The 16,001-nt window shown below is 50.5% G+C and carries 15 protein-coding genes; 14 read left to right on the forward strand and 1 reads right to left on the reverse strand.

Annotated features, from left to right (window positions below; genetic code table 11):
• Positions 1-14 precede the first annotated feature (14 nt).
• Positions 15-1,826, forward strand: a complete 1,812-nt coding sequence (locus B5G27_RS12105) for a DUF6320 domain-containing protein (protein WP_087179128.1) — start codon at positions 15-17, stop codon at positions 1,824-1,826.
• 91 nt (positions 1,827-1,917) lie between these two features.
• Here the strand turns inward: B5G27_RS12105 and B5G27_RS12110 are convergent, their stop codons facing one another.
• Positions 1,918-2,703, reverse strand: coding sequence for an HAD family hydrolase (locus B5G27_RS12110; protein ID WP_087179129.1), 786 nt, complete (start codon positions 2,701-2,703; stop codon positions 1,918-1,920).
• A 270-nt stretch (positions 2,704-2,973) separates the two neighbouring features.
• On the opposite strand from B5G27_RS12110, the gene glmM reads away from it, so the two are divergent.
• From glmM to B5G27_RS12185, 13 genes are all read left to right on the forward strand, one after another.
• A complete protein-coding gene (gene glmM, locus B5G27_RS12115) occupies positions 2,974-4,317 on the forward strand; it encodes a phosphoglucosamine mutase (protein ID WP_087179130.1) in 1,344 nt (447 codons plus the stop codon).
• Between the two features lie 644 nt (positions 4,318-4,961).
• Positions 4,962-5,093 carry a hypothetical protein gene (locus tag B5G27_RS16655; RefSeq protein ID WP_275533029.1) on the forward strand — a complete coding sequence of 44 codons (132 nt, stop codon included), beginning with the start codon at positions 4,962-4,964 and terminating at the stop codon, positions 5,091-5,093.
• Between the two features lie 244 nt (positions 5,094-5,337).
• On the forward strand, positions 5,338-5,526 hold the full coding sequence (locus B5G27_RS12125; RefSeq protein ID WP_087179131.1) for a small, acid-soluble spore protein, alpha/beta type: 189 nt from the start codon (positions 5,338-5,340) through the stop codon (positions 5,524-5,526).
• Between the two features lie 134 nt (positions 5,527-5,660).
• Positions 5,661-6,335 (forward strand): WecB/TagA/CpsF family glycosyltransferase, encoded by a 675-nt coding sequence (locus tag B5G27_RS12130; RefSeq protein WP_087179132.1) that lies wholly within the window; start codon positions 5,661-5,663, stop codon positions 6,333-6,335.
• A 208-nt stretch (positions 6,336-6,543) separates the two neighbouring features.
• On the forward strand, positions 6,544-7,635 hold the full coding sequence (locus B5G27_RS12140) for a PucR family transcriptional regulator (protein ID WP_087179134.1): 1,092 nt from the start codon (positions 6,544-6,546) through the stop codon (positions 7,633-7,635).
• A gap of 34 nt (positions 7,636-7,669) precedes the next feature.
• Positions 7,670-8,356, forward strand: coding sequence for a cell division ATP-binding protein FtsE (ftsE, locus tag B5G27_RS12145; RefSeq protein WP_087179135.1), 687 nt, complete (start codon positions 7,670-7,672; stop codon positions 8,354-8,356).
• Positions 8,346-9,296, forward strand: coding sequence for a permease-like cell division protein FtsX (ftsX, locus tag B5G27_RS12150; RefSeq protein WP_087179136.1), 951 nt, complete (start codon positions 8,346-8,348; stop codon positions 9,294-9,296). Before ftsE ends, ftsX begins: the two co-directional genes overlap by 11 nt.
• Positions 9,297-9,316: 20 nt before the next feature.
• A complete protein-coding gene (locus tag B5G27_RS12155; protein WP_087179137.1) occupies positions 9,317-10,423 on the forward strand; it encodes a murein hydrolase activator EnvC family protein in 1,107 nt (368 codons plus the stop codon).
• A 204-nt stretch (positions 10,424-10,627) separates the two neighbouring features.
• Positions 10,628-11,842 carry a S41 family peptidase gene (locus B5G27_RS12165; protein WP_087179139.1) on the forward strand — a complete coding sequence of 405 codons (1,215 nt, stop codon included), beginning with the start codon at positions 10,628-10,630 and terminating at the stop codon, positions 11,840-11,842.
• 298 nt (positions 11,843-12,140) lie between these two features.
• Positions 12,141-12,584 carry a PTS sugar transporter subunit IIA gene (locus B5G27_RS12170; protein WP_087179140.1) on the forward strand — a complete coding sequence of 148 codons (444 nt, stop codon included), beginning with the start codon at positions 12,141-12,143 and terminating at the stop codon, positions 12,582-12,584.
• Positions 12,578-13,861: a neutral/alkaline non-lysosomal ceramidase N-terminal domain-containing protein gene (locus B5G27_RS12175; protein WP_087179141.1), complete on the forward strand. Its 1,284-nt coding sequence runs from the start codon at positions 12,578-12,580 to the stop codon at positions 13,859-13,861. Before B5G27_RS12170 ends, B5G27_RS12175 begins: the two co-directional genes overlap by 7 nt.
• Positions 13,858-14,589: an SIS domain-containing protein gene (locus B5G27_RS12180; RefSeq protein WP_206609000.1), complete on the forward strand. Its 732-nt coding sequence runs from the start codon at positions 13,858-13,860 to the stop codon at positions 14,587-14,589. The genes B5G27_RS12175 and B5G27_RS12180 overlap by 4 nt, the downstream gene beginning before the upstream one ends.
• A 70-nt stretch (positions 14,590-14,659) precedes the next feature.
• Positions 14,660-15,925, forward strand: coding sequence for a hypothetical protein (locus B5G27_RS12185; RefSeq protein ID WP_162611246.1), 1,266 nt, complete (start codon positions 14,660-14,662; stop codon positions 15,923-15,925).
• Positions 15,926-16,001 lie beyond the last annotated feature (76 nt).

Consider the following 16,001-nt stretch of genomic DNA (forward strand, 5'->3'; position numbering starts at 1 on the left):
AGGAGGGAGCAGCAGTGAGGGAAAAAAGAAAGAGCCAGTGGAGAAAACTGGACAATGCGGCGCAGGCGTTCCCCGCGGCCACGGGGAAAAAGGATACAAGAGTTTTCCGCTTTTACTGTACTCTGAGAGAAGAGGTTCAGGAAGGCATCCTTCAGAAGGCGCTGGACCTGACGCTGGAGAAATACCCGCTCTTCCTCTCAGTCCTCAGGAAAGGAGTGTTCTGGTTCTACATGGAGCCCAGGGATATCCCGGCGGAAGTGCGCCCGGAAAACCGTCCCCCGTGCAGCAGGATCTATGTGCCGGATCAGAAGAAGCTGCTCTTTGAAGTGACATACCACAAAAACAGGATTAATTTTGAAGTGTTCCACGGGCTGACCGACGGCACCGGGGCGATGAACTTCCTGAAAGAGCTTGTGCGGAATTATCTGATGCAGGCCCATCCGGGAGAGGACTTCCCGGAGGTGGACAATGGAGATGAACTGACGCAGAACGATTATGAGGAGGACAGCTTCTCCCAGTATTATACAGGGAAAAAGAAGAAGACAGCGAAGTCAAAGCCCGCGTTTCAGATGAAGGGAGAACGCCTGGAACAGGAAGAAATGGAGATCACGGAGCTGACACTGTCCGCCCGTGAGGTCCACGCGAAAGCGAGAGAGTACGGCGTGTCAGTGACCGCCTTCCTTGCGGCGGCTCTCCTCTATGCGATCTATGAGGAGGTCCCCAGGAGCAGGCTGAAAAAGCCGGTGTCGCTGATGATCCCCGTGAATCTGAGAAATTTTTTCCCGTCGGAGTCCATGACGAATTTCTGGAGCTGGATCGAGACCGCCCAGACGCTCGGGGAAAATGCCAGCCTCGAAGATGTGGTCAGCAGGATGAAAGAAGCGTTCGGAAAAGATGCACTAAGGGAAGAGATATCGTGCCGCATGAATGACCTGGTCCGCCTGGAGAAAAATCCCTTCCTGCGAGCGGTGCCTCTTGAGATCAAAAATCTTTTCCTCATGGCGGGAACGACGCTTGGCGGACGCAGTGTGACAGCAGTGTATTCCAATATCGGGCGCATCCGGATGCCTGAGGGATATGAGCGGTATATTAAACGGTTCGGATTCTTCGCCAGCACGGATAAGCTCCAGCTCTGTTCCTGCTCGTATGGGGACGCGCTGGTACTGGGGTTTACCTCAAAGATCATGAATTCCAATATCTGCCGCAATTTCGTGAATATACTCAAAGGGCAGGGCATCGCCTGCCGGGTGGAAGAAAATGATTTCCCGGGATACCGGGAGAAGCCTTCACGGTCTGCGCTCATGGGCCTGCGCATCTTTACCTTTACCTGCACTGTGGCAGTTGTGGTCTGCTGGATGCTCGATTACCTGCTCACGCCGGGCGCCTGGTGGGCCGGATATGTGACGGGCGGGGTGTTCTGTACATGGCTGCTGATCATGGTGGGGTTCCGCAAGAGGAAAAACCCGCTCAAAAACGGGATGTGGCAGCTTACGATCGTGTCCGCGGGCGCTGTGCTTTGGGATATATTTACCGGCTGGCTTGGATGGTCCGTGGATTATGTTATCCCTCTCGCCGCACTGGTGACCCTGCTGTCCATGGTGATCGTGTCCGCGGCGTGCAGGATGGAGGCGGCGGAGTATCTGTTCTATCTGGCGCAGGCAGGGGCGTTCGGGCTGATCCCGTTTATCCTGCTCGCGGCGGGCGTGGTATCTGTTCCGTATCCATCCGTGATCTGCGCGGGCGTGAGCCTTCTGTTCCTGCTCGGGCTCGTTATATTTAAAGGGAAAGAGTTTGTAAGAGAAATAAAGAAGAAATTCCGTGTGTGACCCCGGAGGATCATCGGCCGGCTCATGCGGGAAAGGCCCGTTGGATCATAGGGGAAAGGTCTGTTGGATCCTAAGGGAAAGATCCGCCGGCTCACAGGGAGCGGAGGATCTCTTCCAGGACATCTTCTACAGAGTCCGTTACATAGTCTGCGTGTTCCGCGATACCGGGGACCGCGTTTGCCATGGCATAGCTTATGCCTGCCGCTTCCAGCATCTCCACGTCATTGTACTGGTCCCCGAAGGCGATGCATTCTTCGGGCCTGACACCGAAGAGCTCCATGAGCTTCATCAGGGCGGTCCCTTTGTTGCAGTCCGGCACGATAAAGTCGATCCAGACATGCCCGGAAGTCACTACTTTGATCTCAGAAGCGAACATTTCCCGGAGATGTTTCAGATATCCTTCCATGTCGTGGGAGGCCATATTGGCGATGGCGATCTTCAGTACCGGTCCTTCCACATCCCGCACATCATCCACGATCTTTGTGGTATTGTGCATGACATTGACGATGTGGTTGACAAATTCTTTATCATTATCTTCGATATAGCAGGCGTCTTCCTTTGACACAACGATTTCAAATCCGGGGCACTTTTTGATCTCATCCAGGATCCGGCGGACGAGGCCGTCCGGGATCACTCCGCGGGAAATGACCTTCCCCTGGTGGATGCACAGGGAACCGTTTTCCGCTATATATGAGATCTCATCCCTGATCTCGTGGAAGACACGGCGCTCATTGTCATACTGGCGGCCGCTCGCAGCTGCAAAATGGATCCCTTTCTGCGTGATCTCATGGATCAGTTTTACCGCTCTTGGGGTGAGTTCCTGGGCGCCATTCTGCAGCAGGGTGCCGTCCAGGTCGCTTGCGATCAGTTTTATCATAAAAAATCTCCGTTCTGTTCATTCATCAGACTGTTGTACTGTTTTTTGTTTTCTCTGGTCTGTCGGTAAAGACTGCCGCGGGTCCTGAGAAATCCCGGGGACAGTGCTTACAGTATATTCTAAAAATTTTCCTGTGTAAATACTTGCGTAACAAAAAAGAAATACTTGTAACCGTTATGTAATAGTAATATAATGTGAATGTGTCAGAGCAAGCGGATGAACAGTCCGTCTCCGGCATAAATATTATGGAAGATCAAGAGGTAGATTGCTATGGGTAAATATTTTGGGACAGACGGTTTCCGGGGCGAGGCGAATGTCGTCCTGACAGTGGAGCACGCATTTAAAGTGGGACGCTATCTGGGATGGTATTTCGGACAGGATCACAAGGCAAGAGTCGTGATCGGCAAGGATACAAGAAGGAGCAGCTATATGTTTGAGTATGCGCTGGCCGCAGGACTGACAGCTTCCGGGGCAGACGCGTACCTTCTCCACGTTACTACAACACCCAGCGTTTCCTATGTTGTAAGGACAGAAGATTTTGACTGCGGGATCATGATCTCAGCAAGCCACAATCCTTTCTATGACAACGGGATCAAAGTGATCAACAGTGCAGGGCATAAGATGGAGGCAGAAGTCGAGGAGAAGATCGAGGCATACATTGACGGCGAGACAGAAGAGCTTCCCCTTGCCACAAAAGAAAAGATCGGGCGCACTGTGGACTATGCAGCGGGAAGAAACCGCTATATCGGGCATCTGATCTCCCTGGCGACAAGGTCCTTTAAAGATATGAGGGTAGGACTTGACTGCGCGAACGGAAGCTCCTCTGCTATCGCGAAGAGCGTGTTTGACGCGCTGGGAGCAAAGACTTATGTGATCAATAACGAGCCGGACGGCACGAATATCAATACGGACTGCGGCTCCACCCATATCCATGTGCTCCAGGAGTTTGTAAAAGAGAAAAAGCTGGATGTCGGATTCGCGTATGACGGAGATGCAGACCGGTGTATCGCGGTAGATGAGAACGGAAACGTCGTGGACGGCGACCGTATCATGTACGTGTGCGGCAAATATCTGATGGAGCAGGGACGCCTGGAGGGCAACACGATCGTCACAACAGTGATGTCAAACCTGGGGCTCTACAAGGCATGCGATAAGATCGGAATGAAGTATGAGCAGACAGCAGTCGGCGACAAGTACGTATATGAAAACATGCTGAAGAACGGATTCGTGCTCGGCGGCGAGCAGTCCGGACATATCATCTTCAGCAAACATGCGAGGACAGGCGACGGTATCCTGACTTCCCTGATGATCATGGAAGTTATCCTGGAGAAGAAGCAGACTCTCGGCAAGCTGGCGGATGAAGTGAAGATCTTCCCGCAGCTTTTGAAAAATGTCCGCGTGAAGGATAAGAAGACCGCAAGGGAAAATCCGGCAGTGCAGGCAGCGGTGCAGAAAGTCGCAGACGAGCTTGGAAGCGACGGGCGCATCCTCGTGCGCGAGAGCGGCACAGAACCGGTGATCCGCGTCATGGTCGAGGCGGCGTCAGATGAGATCTGCGCGAAGTATGTGGACAGCGTGGTAGAAGTCATCGAGGCGGAAGGCCTGTCAGAGTAAAATCTGTATTTGCGGGGGAGCCGACAGATTGGTTAAACGTCCGAAAACAGTGAAGCACGGTTTATAGAAGACGTATTCAGCACGGGTGTGTGGGTGGCTTCGGCTCCGGGGCTCCGTGGCAGCAAAAACTAAGAAATCCGGGACTATGCTAAAGACAGAGATCAGCAGGGCGCAACTCGGCGTTGCCTCAGACAAGCCCCCTGCTGATCTCAACGCATAGTCCCGGATTTCAAGTTTTTTCAAGCCCCTCCGCAGTCACCTCAGACACCCACACACCCGTGCTGAAGGGTTTTCGAAAAGGCGCTTCGCTGTTTTCTGGTTTACTCAAGCCGGAAGCCCCCGACAAATGCAGCGTTTAAAAACGTAGTGAGAGAGGGGAACGTCTTCGACAAAAAGTAACCCATCCCCAGCCAGCAAAAACATACAATGGGGAAAAACTCTCCGCAAAAAAGTAAAATCCCCTCAGCAGGCAGAATTCTATAGCCAGAGAGGCGTAGCTCGCTGCGCCAAATCGAACGGCTAATATCCCCTCCCGGAAGCCCACATCACCTTCCGTCCGATAAAAATTCCTGTTTCGCTACAGAAGATCCCCTTTCATCCAACTTTCGAAATCCAGCATTTGACTGCGGGGATCTTCCGATCGGATGCGCGCAGAAAACCGCTCCTTTGATGCACCTTTCGCGGCGGACGGGGATATGGCGACGGTGACTTGGAGTAATCTGCCGGAAAGACTTAAAGGGAGAAAGCGTGGCGTTAATTGTCCGGCGGATGCCTGAGGCGGAGCCGAATCTTCCGCCGGACAATTGCTTTTAGCCATGCTTTCTCCCTTTTACGTCTTTCCCAGATTACGGAACCGGAACCTGAGCCATATCCCCGCCCGCCGCGAAAACGTCCTGCATCAAACCAACGGTTTTCGGACGTTCATCCAATCGCCCGGCTCCCCCACAAATACAGATTTGTATATTTGGGGGAGGGCCCGGCAATACTTCTGGGGAAAGAAGACGGAAGGAAGGGCTTGCTATGAGTAAAAAGAAGGAAAAACCGATCGACCTGAAGAATCTGGAGCCGGAGGAAAAGCTGAAGTATGAAGTGGCGGAGGAGTTAGGGCTCCTGGATAAGGTGCTGTCCCAGGGGTGGAAGTCGCTGACTTCGAAAGAGACCGGGCGGATAGGGGGGCTGGTTACGAAAAAGAAAAAACAGGAACCGTAAAGACAGCAAAACGGATAAAAACAGACGGGCAAAAACGGACGGGCAAAAACGAAAAACAGGCGCAGTAAAATCTTTACAAAAAAGCAGATATTTGATAAAATTGTACAACTGGGGAGACGATAGGTGATGTAGTTATGGCAGATAGCATAGAAGTCATGGGTGTGGTACTGGACTGCCTTACCGCAAAAGAAGCTATGCTTCAGGCAATGCAGTTTATGGAAAACGACCTGGTTGATACAATAGAGATCCTGTCCATGAGAGACCTGATGAACGGCAGGGAGGACACGGAATGGAAAAATCTGGTGAATGAGTCCGGGCTTGTGATACCCGGAGAGGCGGAGATATTAAAAGCAGGGGATGCAGGCGGCAGGAACCTGGAGAAGGAGACAGCAGACCATACTTTTTTAAAGCTTTTTCTCAAATATCTCCAGAAAAATCAGATGAAAGTTTTCCTGCTCGCAGATACGGATGAGAACCTGCAGCATGCGGCGGACGCGCTGCGCAGGTATGGCAGGGGGATCCGCCTGACGGGGAGCGGGATCATTAAGCCGGATGACAACAGAGAGGAAAGTGTGGTCAACGAGATAAACGGTACGGAAACAGACTGTATCCTCTCCGTGCTTGGCTCTCCGTACCAGGAACAGTTTGTCGGAAGGAACAGGGTCCTGCTCAACGCGAAGGTATGGCTTGGGTGCGGAGCTGTATTCCGGGATGGATACAAGGCGCGCAGACCGTCGGGCAGGGTGAAGCATTTTTTCAGGAAGTTTCTGTTTTCCTGGCGTGCCGGAAAAGAACAGCAGAGGGGATGAACCGGCATTTTGTGAAGAATGTATATGGCAGAAAATATGAATTTTTTGTAAAAACTATGAGGAAATGCATAAAAAGAATGCATTTCCTCTTTCTTTTTTTGATGTTTTGCATTAATATATTACATGAGTATGTGAACGGAAGAAGTTATTTGGGTTTAAAATTTGTGAAAAATGTACATGGTATAACTAAAGGAGCGGAGGGAAAGACATGATTTCTAATCAGATACTGCAAAATACAATAGAGGGGCTGAAGGGGATCTCAAGAGTGGATTTCTGTGTCCTTGATACGGAGGGCAAAGAACTGGCGGCTACATTTGAGAGCGGGCAGGACAGAAGTGAGGCGGTGCTCTCTTTTGTTGAATCTCCTGCGGACAGCCAGGTGATCCAGGGATGTCAGTTTTTCAAGATCTTTGACGAGCAGAGGCTGGAGTATGTACTGCTTGCGGATGGAGACAGCGAGGATGTGTATATGCTGGGCAAGATCGCGGCGTTCCAGATCCAGAGCCTTCTCGTGGCATATAAGGAGAGATTTGACAAAGACAATTTCATCAAGAATCTTCTCCTTGACAACCTGCTTTTAGTAGACATTTACAACCGCGCGAAAAAATTACATATTGACACAGAGGCAAAACGTGTTATCTTTATTATTGAGACATCGCACGAAAAAGACAATGCAGCGCTTGAAAACGTAAGGAGCCTTCTCGGCGGCAGGTCAAAAGATTTCATCACTGCCGTTGATGAGAAGAATATCATTGTGGTCAAGGAACTGACGGATAAAGAAAGCGGCAGGGAACTTGAAAAGATGGCGAAGGAAATGCTGGATACGCTCCACAGCGAGGGAGAGGAAGAGCGGATCCGCATTGCATACGGAACCATTGTCAATGATATCAAGGAAGTTTCCAAGTCTTATAAGGAAGCAAAACTTGCCCTTGATGTGGGGAAGATCTTTTTCGATGAGAAAGATATCATAGCGTTTGCGACTTTGGGCATCGGGCGTCTGATCTATCAGCTCCCGCTCCCGCTGTGCAGGATGTTTATCAAAGAGATTTTCGAGGGGAAATCTCCGGACGAATTTGATGAGGAGACATTGACGACGATCAATAAATTCTTTGAGAACAGTCTCAATGTATCAGAGACGTCCAGGCAGCTTTATATTCACAGAAATACTCTTGTATACAGGCTGGATAAGCTCCAGAAGAGCACCGGGCTGGATCTTCGCGTGTTTGAAGATGCGATCACTTTTAAGATCGCGCTCATGGTCGTGAAGTACATGAAATATATGGAGTCATTAGAGTACTAATATACGCAGGAGTATGAATAATTAGGAGGAACATATGATTGAATTAAGGAACGTGACGAAGGAGTATTCCAAAGGGAATGCTGCTCTTAACGGTGTTTCCGTTAAGATCGAACGGGGAGAGTTCGTTTTCATCGTCGGCGACAGCGGTTCAGGTAAATCCACTCTGATCCGCCTTATCATGAAGGAGCTGAACCCGACCGAGGGAACGATCATCGTGAACGGACAGAACTTAAACCGGATGAAGCACCGCCATATCGCCAAATACAGAAGGGGACTTGGCGTTGTATTCCAGGACTTCCGTCTTTTAAAAGACCGAAATATTTATGAGAATATCGCATTTGCGCTGCGTGTGACAGAGACGCCGACCAGAGTGATCAAGAAGAAGGTGCCTGCTGCGCTTTCACTGGTAGGACTGGCACAGAAATATAAGTCCTTCCCGAAGGAGCTCTCAGGTGGAGAGCAGCAGCGTGTCGCAATTGCAAGGGCTCTCGTAAATGAGCCTGCCATTTTGTTGTGCGACGAGCCGACAGGAAACCTGGACCCGACGAACTCATGGGAGATTATGAGTATCCTGAAGGAGGCAAATGAGCGTGGGACGACAGTCCTTGTCGTTACGCATAACCAGGAGATCGTAAACGAGATGAACGAGCGCGTTATCACGATGAAACAGGGCGTGATCGTCAGTGATGAACAAAAAGGTGGGTATATAGATGAGGATTAGTACAGTAGGATACGTCGGAAAACAGGGCGTTAAGAATATCTGGAGGAACAAGATGTTTTCTCTCGCATCCATTGCGACGATGTCAGCTTGTATCTTCCTGTTTGGTTTATTTTTCTCGATCCTTGTAAACTTTCAGTACATTATCAGGACCGCAGAGGAAGGCGTGGCGATCACCGTATTTTTCGATGAGGATGCCACGGATGCACAGAAGAGGGAAATCGGGGAAGAGCTGGAAAACCACGAAGGTGTGTCGGAAGTAGTATATGTTTCGGCTGATGAGGCGTGGGAAGAATTCCAGAAACAGTATTTTGGGGACAACCCGGAACTTGCGGAAGGGTTCAAAAACGACAACCCGCTGGCGAGCTCGGATAACTATGAAGTGTATATGAAGACGATGGATGATAACCAGAGTCTTCTGGCGAGAAGCCGTTCTCTGTCCGCGACACAGAAAGAACTCGTGGAATTCGCCCAGAAACTTGACGGAGTCAGGGAGGTCAACCGCTCCGATGTGGTGGCGAACACGCTGTCCAGTGTGAATACTCTTGTGGCAGTCGTGTCGATCGCGATCATTATCATTCTGTTCGGTGTGTCTATCTTCCTGATCAGTAATACGGTTACCATGGGTATCACTGTCCGGAAAGAAGAGATCGCGATCATGAAGTACATTGGAGCGAAAGACTTTGTGGTGCGGTCGCCGTTCGTGATCGAAGGTCTGATCATCGGTATCTTCGGCGCGGCGATACCGCTTGTGCTGCTGTACTTCCTGTATGATAAGGCAGTAGAGTATATTATGGAGAAATTCAGTATCCTGCAGAATATCATTGATTTCCTGCCGGTAGGTACAGTTTACCAGATCCTTCTCCCGATCGGACTGGTGATGGGGATCGGGATTGGTTTCCTGGGAAGTTTCTTCACCGTGCGCAAGCACCTGAAAGTATGATAACAGGAGGAGACTCTGCTATGAAAAGACGAATGAGGAGACTGGGAGGACTGGCAATGGCAGCTGTCCTGACAGCGGGGCTGGCACTCAATGTCAATGCCGTTACTCTGAATGATGCGCAGCAGAAGGCGGATGAGCTGGAAGACCAGAAGGACGCCGCTGAGGCTGAAAAGGCATCGCTGGCGGAAAAGCTGGATTCCATTATCAAAAATATGGAGGACACGAAGTCAAAGCTGGATGCGAAGAAGGCAGAGGTCGAGGAAGTTGAGAATGAGCTTGCCCAGGCGCAGATTGACGCGAGCAATCAGTACGAGAGCATGAAAGTGCGCATCAAGTATATGTACGAGAGCGGCGGCAACCAGCTGTTTGAGGTTCTCATGGAGAGTGAAAATATGGGGGACTTCCTCAATAAAGCGGAGTATGTTTCCCAGATTTCAGAATATGACAGGAATGAGCTGATCCGGTATCAGGATACAGTGGAAGAGGTAGAGGAAAAAGAAGAAGAGATCCAGGCAGAGTATGAAGAACTCAATACACTCCAGACGGATCTGATCACGCAGCAGGAAGAAGTGCAGACGCTGATCGACAGCAATGAGGCAGAGCTTGCGGAGATCCAGGATAAGATCGATGAAAATTCTGCGCTCCTTGCACAGCTGAAGGCGCAGGCCGAGGAAGAGGCGAGAGTCCAGCAGGAGATGCAGAGCGGTACGAACTGGATCCAGGGCGGGCCGAATGTGGTCAGCGGGAACGGATTTTTCACCCATCCTTGTCCGGGGTACAGTTATCAGTCCAGTTATTTCGGCGAGGTGAGAGATTTTGACCCGGTACCCCATAAAGGGCATGACTATGCTGCGCCTGCAGGAACCCCGACTTATGCGGCGGCAGCCGGGCGGGTCACGATCGCGGGCTGGAGCAGCAGCGCCGGCAACTGGGTGGTTATTGACCATGGCAACGGGCTGGTCACAAAGTACATGCACCACAGCGCATTATGTGTGACCGCCGGGCAGTATGTAGAGAAGGGACAGCAGATCGGAGCGGTCGGTACGACCGGATATTCCACCGGGAACCATCTCCATTTCCAGGTAGAGCTGAATGGTGTTGCGGTAAATCCGGATCTGTATATGTGATACATAGCAGCGCATGGAGACATGGCGGCATATGGATACACGGATGTATATCCTGCGCGGACGTCAGGACATGGCGGACTGCGGCAGAGAATAGAACGAGGGAGGACAAAGCGGAAGGAGTGTTCTGCTTTGTCCTTTCTTATAGTCCGGGTACGGAGAAGTCCGGAGGTGGACGGAAAAAAGAGAAGATGGAGAGAGTGAGCTATGGATTGGGAAACAGAAAAGAAATCACAGACAAGGAGATTCTGGCTGGGTGTATTTGCCGGATCCCTGGCGGCGATATTTGTCCTTGCCGGGATCTGGTGTGTCTGGCAGATCAGTGGAAGGACGGCCAGAGGAGACTTCGCGTCCGGGGAAATATCCGAGCGTGATGTGGAGGATAAGCTGGACCAGATAAACGGCCTGATCGAGAGATATTACCTGTATGAGGATGAGATCGATGAGGATGCGTTGATAGACGGGATCTATTCGGGATATGCCAGTGCGCTTGGAGATCCATATACAGAGTATTATGATAAAGAGGAAACGCAGGCACTCCTGGAGACGACCAGCGGGGAGTTTTCCGGGATCGGCGCTACGATGTCAATGAATGTTGACAGCGGCGAGATCACGATCGTGAATGTATACAAGGATTCCCCGGCGGACAGGGCAGGGATCCGCGAGGGGGATGTACTGTACCAGGTGGATGATAAAGAAACCGCAGGTGTTGACCTGGATACTGTGGTTTCCTGGATCAAAGGCGAAAAGGGGACGGATGTGACTCTCCATGTCCTTCGTGACGGCGAGGAGATCGAGACAACAGCCACCCGTGATATTATTGAAGTGCAGACCGTTGAGTATGAGATGAAGGACGGGCAGACTGGCTATATCGCGGTCAGCGAATTTGATGACGTGACATACGAACAGTTTAAGACAGCTCTGGAAGAACTGGAGGCACAGGGTATGCAGGGGCTCGTGATCGACCTGAGGAATAATCCGGGCGGAAATCTTTCCACGGTCACTGATATGCTGAAGCTCCTTCTCCCGGAGGGGACGATCGTCTCTACGAAGGATAAGTACGGAAATACGGACGAGATCACCTGCGACGGATCTCATGAGTTTGCGAAGCCTCTGGCAGTCCTGGTGAACCAGTACAGCGCCAGCGCGTCGGAGATCTTCAGCGGCGCCATCCAGGATTATGGCATCGGGCAGATCGTGGGGATGACCACTTACGGGAAGGGCGTTGTGCAGCAGCTGATGGACCTGGGGGATGGCACTTACCTGAAGGTGACGATCGCGGAATATTATACTCCCAGCGGAAGGAGCATAAACGGAACGGGCGTTGAGCCGGATGTGGAAGTGGAGTATGAGTATGACGCGGAGGATCCGGAAGCGGATAATCAGCTGGAAAAGGCGTTGGAGGTGGTGCGGGGAGAGTGACCGGTGAGACAGGAACCGGACGTGAAAAAGAGAGGAAGTTGCTCTTATTAAAAAGGGAAACTGCCTCTCTTTTTGTATGTGTAGCAGAATTATGATCCGAGCTCCCTGTTATAAACGGACTGTACAAGGGTAAATTTGTCTGTCCGGTAATATTCATAACCAAAATTAAACGGGATCCGCTTCTGACTCTTGGCGTATATAAACTTATAAAGAAAGGAGTATCCACTACGAAGGTGCTTTTCCTTGTGATCGCACTGTCGATCCTTGGAGCTGTCGTGGGGATTTTCTAGGAGGAAAAATGATTCAGATTATTTTGACGAGCCACGGACCAATGGCGGAAGCAATGATCTCATCCGCAGCTATGCTGTATGGTGAGAAAGACAATGTAACTGCTCTGTCCCTGGGAGAGGATGACAATATAGAAGAATTCCACGCCCGTATGGAAAGGCTTCTTCATACCAATACAGGTGGAGAGGGATCGCTCATTTTATGCGATATACCAGGAGGGACACCGTGTAATACAGCAGTGAGGCTGGCAGAGGAATATAGTAGCATTGCTGTCCTGGCAGGCATGAATATGGTCATGCTTCTGGAAGCTCTTTTATGTGATGAGGAGACCGGGCTTGAAGCGTTGGCTGCCATTCTCCTTGAGAGTGGAAGAGAAAATCTGAAACGAATGCTCCCTGTGGCACAAATGGAAAAAGATGCGCTGGACTCTGCGATGGAAGAGGAGGAATGGTGACATTGAAAACAGGATTTGCGATGAGAAAGATCACGCCGGAGGGTCCGTGCGTCCTGGCAGGATATGCTCCGGCGCGGGAGATGAAAGGAGTACATGATGATTTATATGTAAAGGCGCTGTTCTTCTCTGTGAAAGATGTAGTCTATGGCTGCATTGCTTACGATCTTCTGGCAGTGGACAGCCTGCTGATCGAGCCTGTGATCCGCTGTCTGGAGGAGAAAGGCATACAAAGGGAAAATGTTGTGATCAGTGCCATACATACGCATTCAGCTCCCGGCGGGATTCTGGAGACAAGAAATGGATATCTGCGTACAGCTCTGGATCTTGCCGGAAAGGTTGACGAGGATCTGATCGGGAACATACTCGCCGGCACCCGGGAATGTATAGAGGAGGCTCTGTTGGACATGCGGGATGGAGAGATCTTCCGTATGTACGGTACATGCCCAGGGGTGGGCAGTAACCGGAATGTAAGAGAATGGGAAGGGAACGATGCCCTTTTGTGCTTTGAAATCTGGTCGGGCGGCAGGAAAATGATGCTGGTACATTTTGCATGCCATCCGACTGTGCTCCATGCGGAGAACCAGCTCTGCAGTGCGGATTATCCCGGTGCACTGCAGAGGCATATGGAAGCAGAAGGGTATGAAATGATCATGTTTCTGAACGGAAGCTGCGGAGACATCTCTACCCGTTTTACACGGAAAGGTAATGGATTTGATGAGGTAGAGAGAGTGGGGGATCTGCTGGCTGCGAAGTGCGTTTCGCTGTCGGGACAGAAAGTTCCATATGAGGTATATGATATAAGGGTGAAACGTAAAAAGATTGTTCTGAGGGCAAAGGATGCTCTTTCTATGGATGAGGCAGAGCGTATGCTTGAGATCCGGCAGAAAGAGTTTGAGGAAGGTGTTGAAAAAGGTGTATCACCGGTGCAAAAGAGGCTGCTGGAAAGTATACTGGAAGGGGCACAGGCAGATCTGCGTTATGCGAAGAATTATGATGGCGAAAAGCAGTATGAAGTAGAACTGCATTTTTACAAGATCAATGAAGATATTTTTGTCTGCATTCCCGGAGAACTGTTTTCAAGGCTGAGTAATCCTGTTCAGGATGAAAAAACGCATTTTATAGGTTATGCCAATGGTTATCTGATGTATTTTGCTGACAGAAATGCCTATGAGCAACGCTATTATGAAGCTTTGAGCAGCCCTTTCGCCGCAGGAGAGGCAGAGCGGATGATGGATCTGATACAAAATGAAATAGAAGAATGGAGGGAGCAGAAATGAGTGCAGCAGCAGATTATCTGTTACATGTGGAAGAAATTTTGAAGAAAACGATCGCAACCCAGGAGGAATCTCTGCTCAAAGCGGCAGACATGGTAACGGATTCCTGCCTGAATAACGGACGGTTTTATGTGTTTGGATCAGGGCATTCTCACATGATCGCAGAAGAGATTTATATCCGGGCAGGAGGACTCGCTTACGTAAAGGCTATCCTTCCGCCGGAGCTGATGCTCCACGAGATGCCGAATAAAAGTACTTATCTGGAGCGATTGGAAGGTTATTCAGATGCAATGCTGAATCTGTACAAAGTGGACAAAAAAGATACGATCATGGTGATCTCGAATTCGGGCAGGAATGCTGTTCCGGTCGAGATGGCGCTGGGAGCAAAGGAGAGGGGATGCGGAGTCATTGCAATGACTTCTCTTGAGCATTCAAGGAATACGAGCTCAAGGCACAAGAGCGGGAAAAAGCTGTATGAGATTGCTGATGTGATCTTGGATAATGGGGCGTGCAAAGGAGACGCAGGCTTTTATATTGAAGGATTTGACGTGCCCACGGGTCCTACAAGCGATACGATTGGAACCGCTCTCGCCCAGGCTCTGATCGCCCAGACGATCCAGGATCTTGTGGAGAAGGGAATGAAGCCGCCGGTCTTCAAAAGTTCCAATATAGACGGAGCAGACGAGTATAATGACGCCCTGTTTGACAAATATTATGGATACTGGAAATAGATCCGCGGTTATCTTGTGCAATCCACCGGACAGCAGGATATTCCCGTTTGCGCGTGAGGAGGGGAACAGTGTGCTCCCTGTGGGAAATGAGTCTCTCCTGGAACGAAATATAAATATTTTGAAAAATCAGGGCATTCAGGATATTTATGTTATCGGGAAACAAAGTGCTGTTTTAAAAAGGATTGCAGTTGATAATTTCTGTGTATTTGAAGAAATGCAGAACGAGATATTTCTTCAGATTGCCGGTCTTGAAATCCCGGGTAATGTGCTGATCATGTATGGCAGCCTGTACCTTGAAGATGGGGATATGGCTGCTCTTGTACAATACTTGGATCAGGGGACTGCCGCGGTTCTGGGAAGACCGTGGAAAGAGCAGGAAAGCGGATTCGGGGCGTGCCCGGACGGAGACAGGATCCATACGATATATGGACATCCCCGTGATCATTATGTGGATACCAGGATCTTCGGTGCCTGTGTACTGCCAAAGAGCTGGATTTCCGCTCTGCAATATACCGTCAGAGGGGCTGGCGTCATCAATTGCGGACAGATGCCGGATGAACAGTACTACCTGGAAAGTGCGCTGGGGCAGATGATCGGACTGGGAATGGAACTCCATGTGTATATATGCGAAAGACCTGTTGTACAGATCCGTTTTCCGTGGGAGTTGTTTGAGGCGAACCGGTATTGCTGCCGGACCTTGTCAGAACTGAAAGAAGATTGCATCGGAGCAGGAAGCATGGTGCAGGATGTATACCGGAAACAAGGTTTCCTGAAAGTGGGGAAAAACTGCCGTATCCGCCGTGTGACGTTTGAAGGAAACTGTGTGATCGGGGATAATGTTGTGCTGGAAGACGGTGCAGTGATCGGGAATAACTGTATGATCGGGAGTGGGAGCGTCATCCGCCATTCCTGCATGATCCATGAGGAAACCGTGATCGGACCGGGAAATAAAGTGGACTTCGGCGCAGAGATCAGCGGGGTCACAATGGAAGGGACAGCGGCGGTCCATGGATGCGAAGTATTCGGCGTTGTCGGAAGGTATGTGGATATCGCGGCAGGTGTCGTGATGGCGGTGCTGCGTTTTGATGACGCTCAGGTGCCCAGGCGGGTAAATGGCAGAGTGTACCGGAGTGCTTATACAAATTGCGTGTGTATCGGAGATTATACAAGGACCGGAGTACATACCACTTTTCTGCCCGGAGTGTCCGTGGGGTCCCGTTGTGCGGTCGGACCTGGGGTGCTGGTAGAGAAGGATGTGAGAGACAACACGCTTCTTCTTCTCCGGCAGGAGACGGTCCAGAAAGAGTGGGGAAGTGCACGGTATGGCTGGCAGTAACTCGATGCCTGGGTCACAAAATAAGCCAGAAAAATAAAGAAAATGTAAATTAGCACTCGCCTCTTGACATGGCTAA

It is taken from the genome of Lachnoclostridium sp. An76 (genome assembly GCF_002161355.1).
Classification (GTDB): Bacteria; Bacillota; Clostridia; order Lachnospirales; family Lachnospiraceae; genus Mediterraneibacter; species Mediterraneibacter caccavium.

Bases quoted from the DNA above. Each gene is read 5' to 3' on its own strand.
- B5G27_RS12110 (WP_087179129.1), bottom strand. From the start codon at position 2,703: ATGATAAAACTGATCGCAAGCGACCTGGACGGCACCCTGCTGCAGAAT.
- B5G27_RS12155 (WP_087179137.1), top strand. From the start codon at position 9,317: ATGAAAAGACGAATGAGGAGACTGGGAGGACTGGCAATGGCAGCTGTC.
- B5G27_RS12180 (WP_206609000.1), top strand. From the start codon at position 13,858: ATGAGTGCAGCAGCAGATTATCTGTTACATGTGGAAGAAATTTTGAAG.
- B5G27_RS12170 (WP_087179140.1), top strand. From the start codon at position 12,141: ATGATTCAGATTATTTTGACGAGCCACGGACCAATGGCGGAAGCAATG.
- ftsX (WP_087179136.1), top strand. From the start codon at position 8,346: ATGAGGATTAGTACAGTAGGATACGTCGGAAAACAGGGCGTTAAGAAT.
- B5G27_RS12125 (WP_087179131.1), top strand. From the start codon at position 5,338: ATGAGTAAAAAGAAGGAAAAACCGATCGACCTGAAGAATCTGGAGCCG.
- B5G27_RS12165 (WP_087179139.1), top strand. From the start codon at position 10,628: ATGGATTGGGAAACAGAAAAGAAATCACAGACAAGGAGATTCTGGCTG.
- B5G27_RS12140 (WP_087179134.1), top strand. From the start codon at position 6,544: ATGATTTCTAATCAGATACTGCAAAATACAATAGAGGGGCTGAAGGGG.
- glmM (WP_087179130.1), top strand. From the start codon at position 2,974: ATGGGTAAATATTTTGGGACAGACGGTTTCCGGGGCGAGGCGAATGTC.
- B5G27_RS16655 (WP_275533029.1), top strand. From the start codon at position 4,962: ATGCGCGCAGAAAACCGCTCCTTTGATGCACCTTTCGCGGCGGACGGG.
- ftsE (WP_087179135.1), top strand. From the start codon at position 7,670: ATGATTGAATTAAGGAACGTGACGAAGGAGTATTCCAAAGGGAATGCT.
- B5G27_RS12175 (WP_087179141.1), top strand. From the start codon at position 12,578: ATGGTGACATTGAAAACAGGATTTGCGATGAGAAAGATCACGCCGGAG.
- B5G27_RS12130 (WP_087179132.1), top strand. From the start codon at position 5,661: ATGGCAGATAGCATAGAAGTCATGGGTGTGGTACTGGACTGCCTTACC.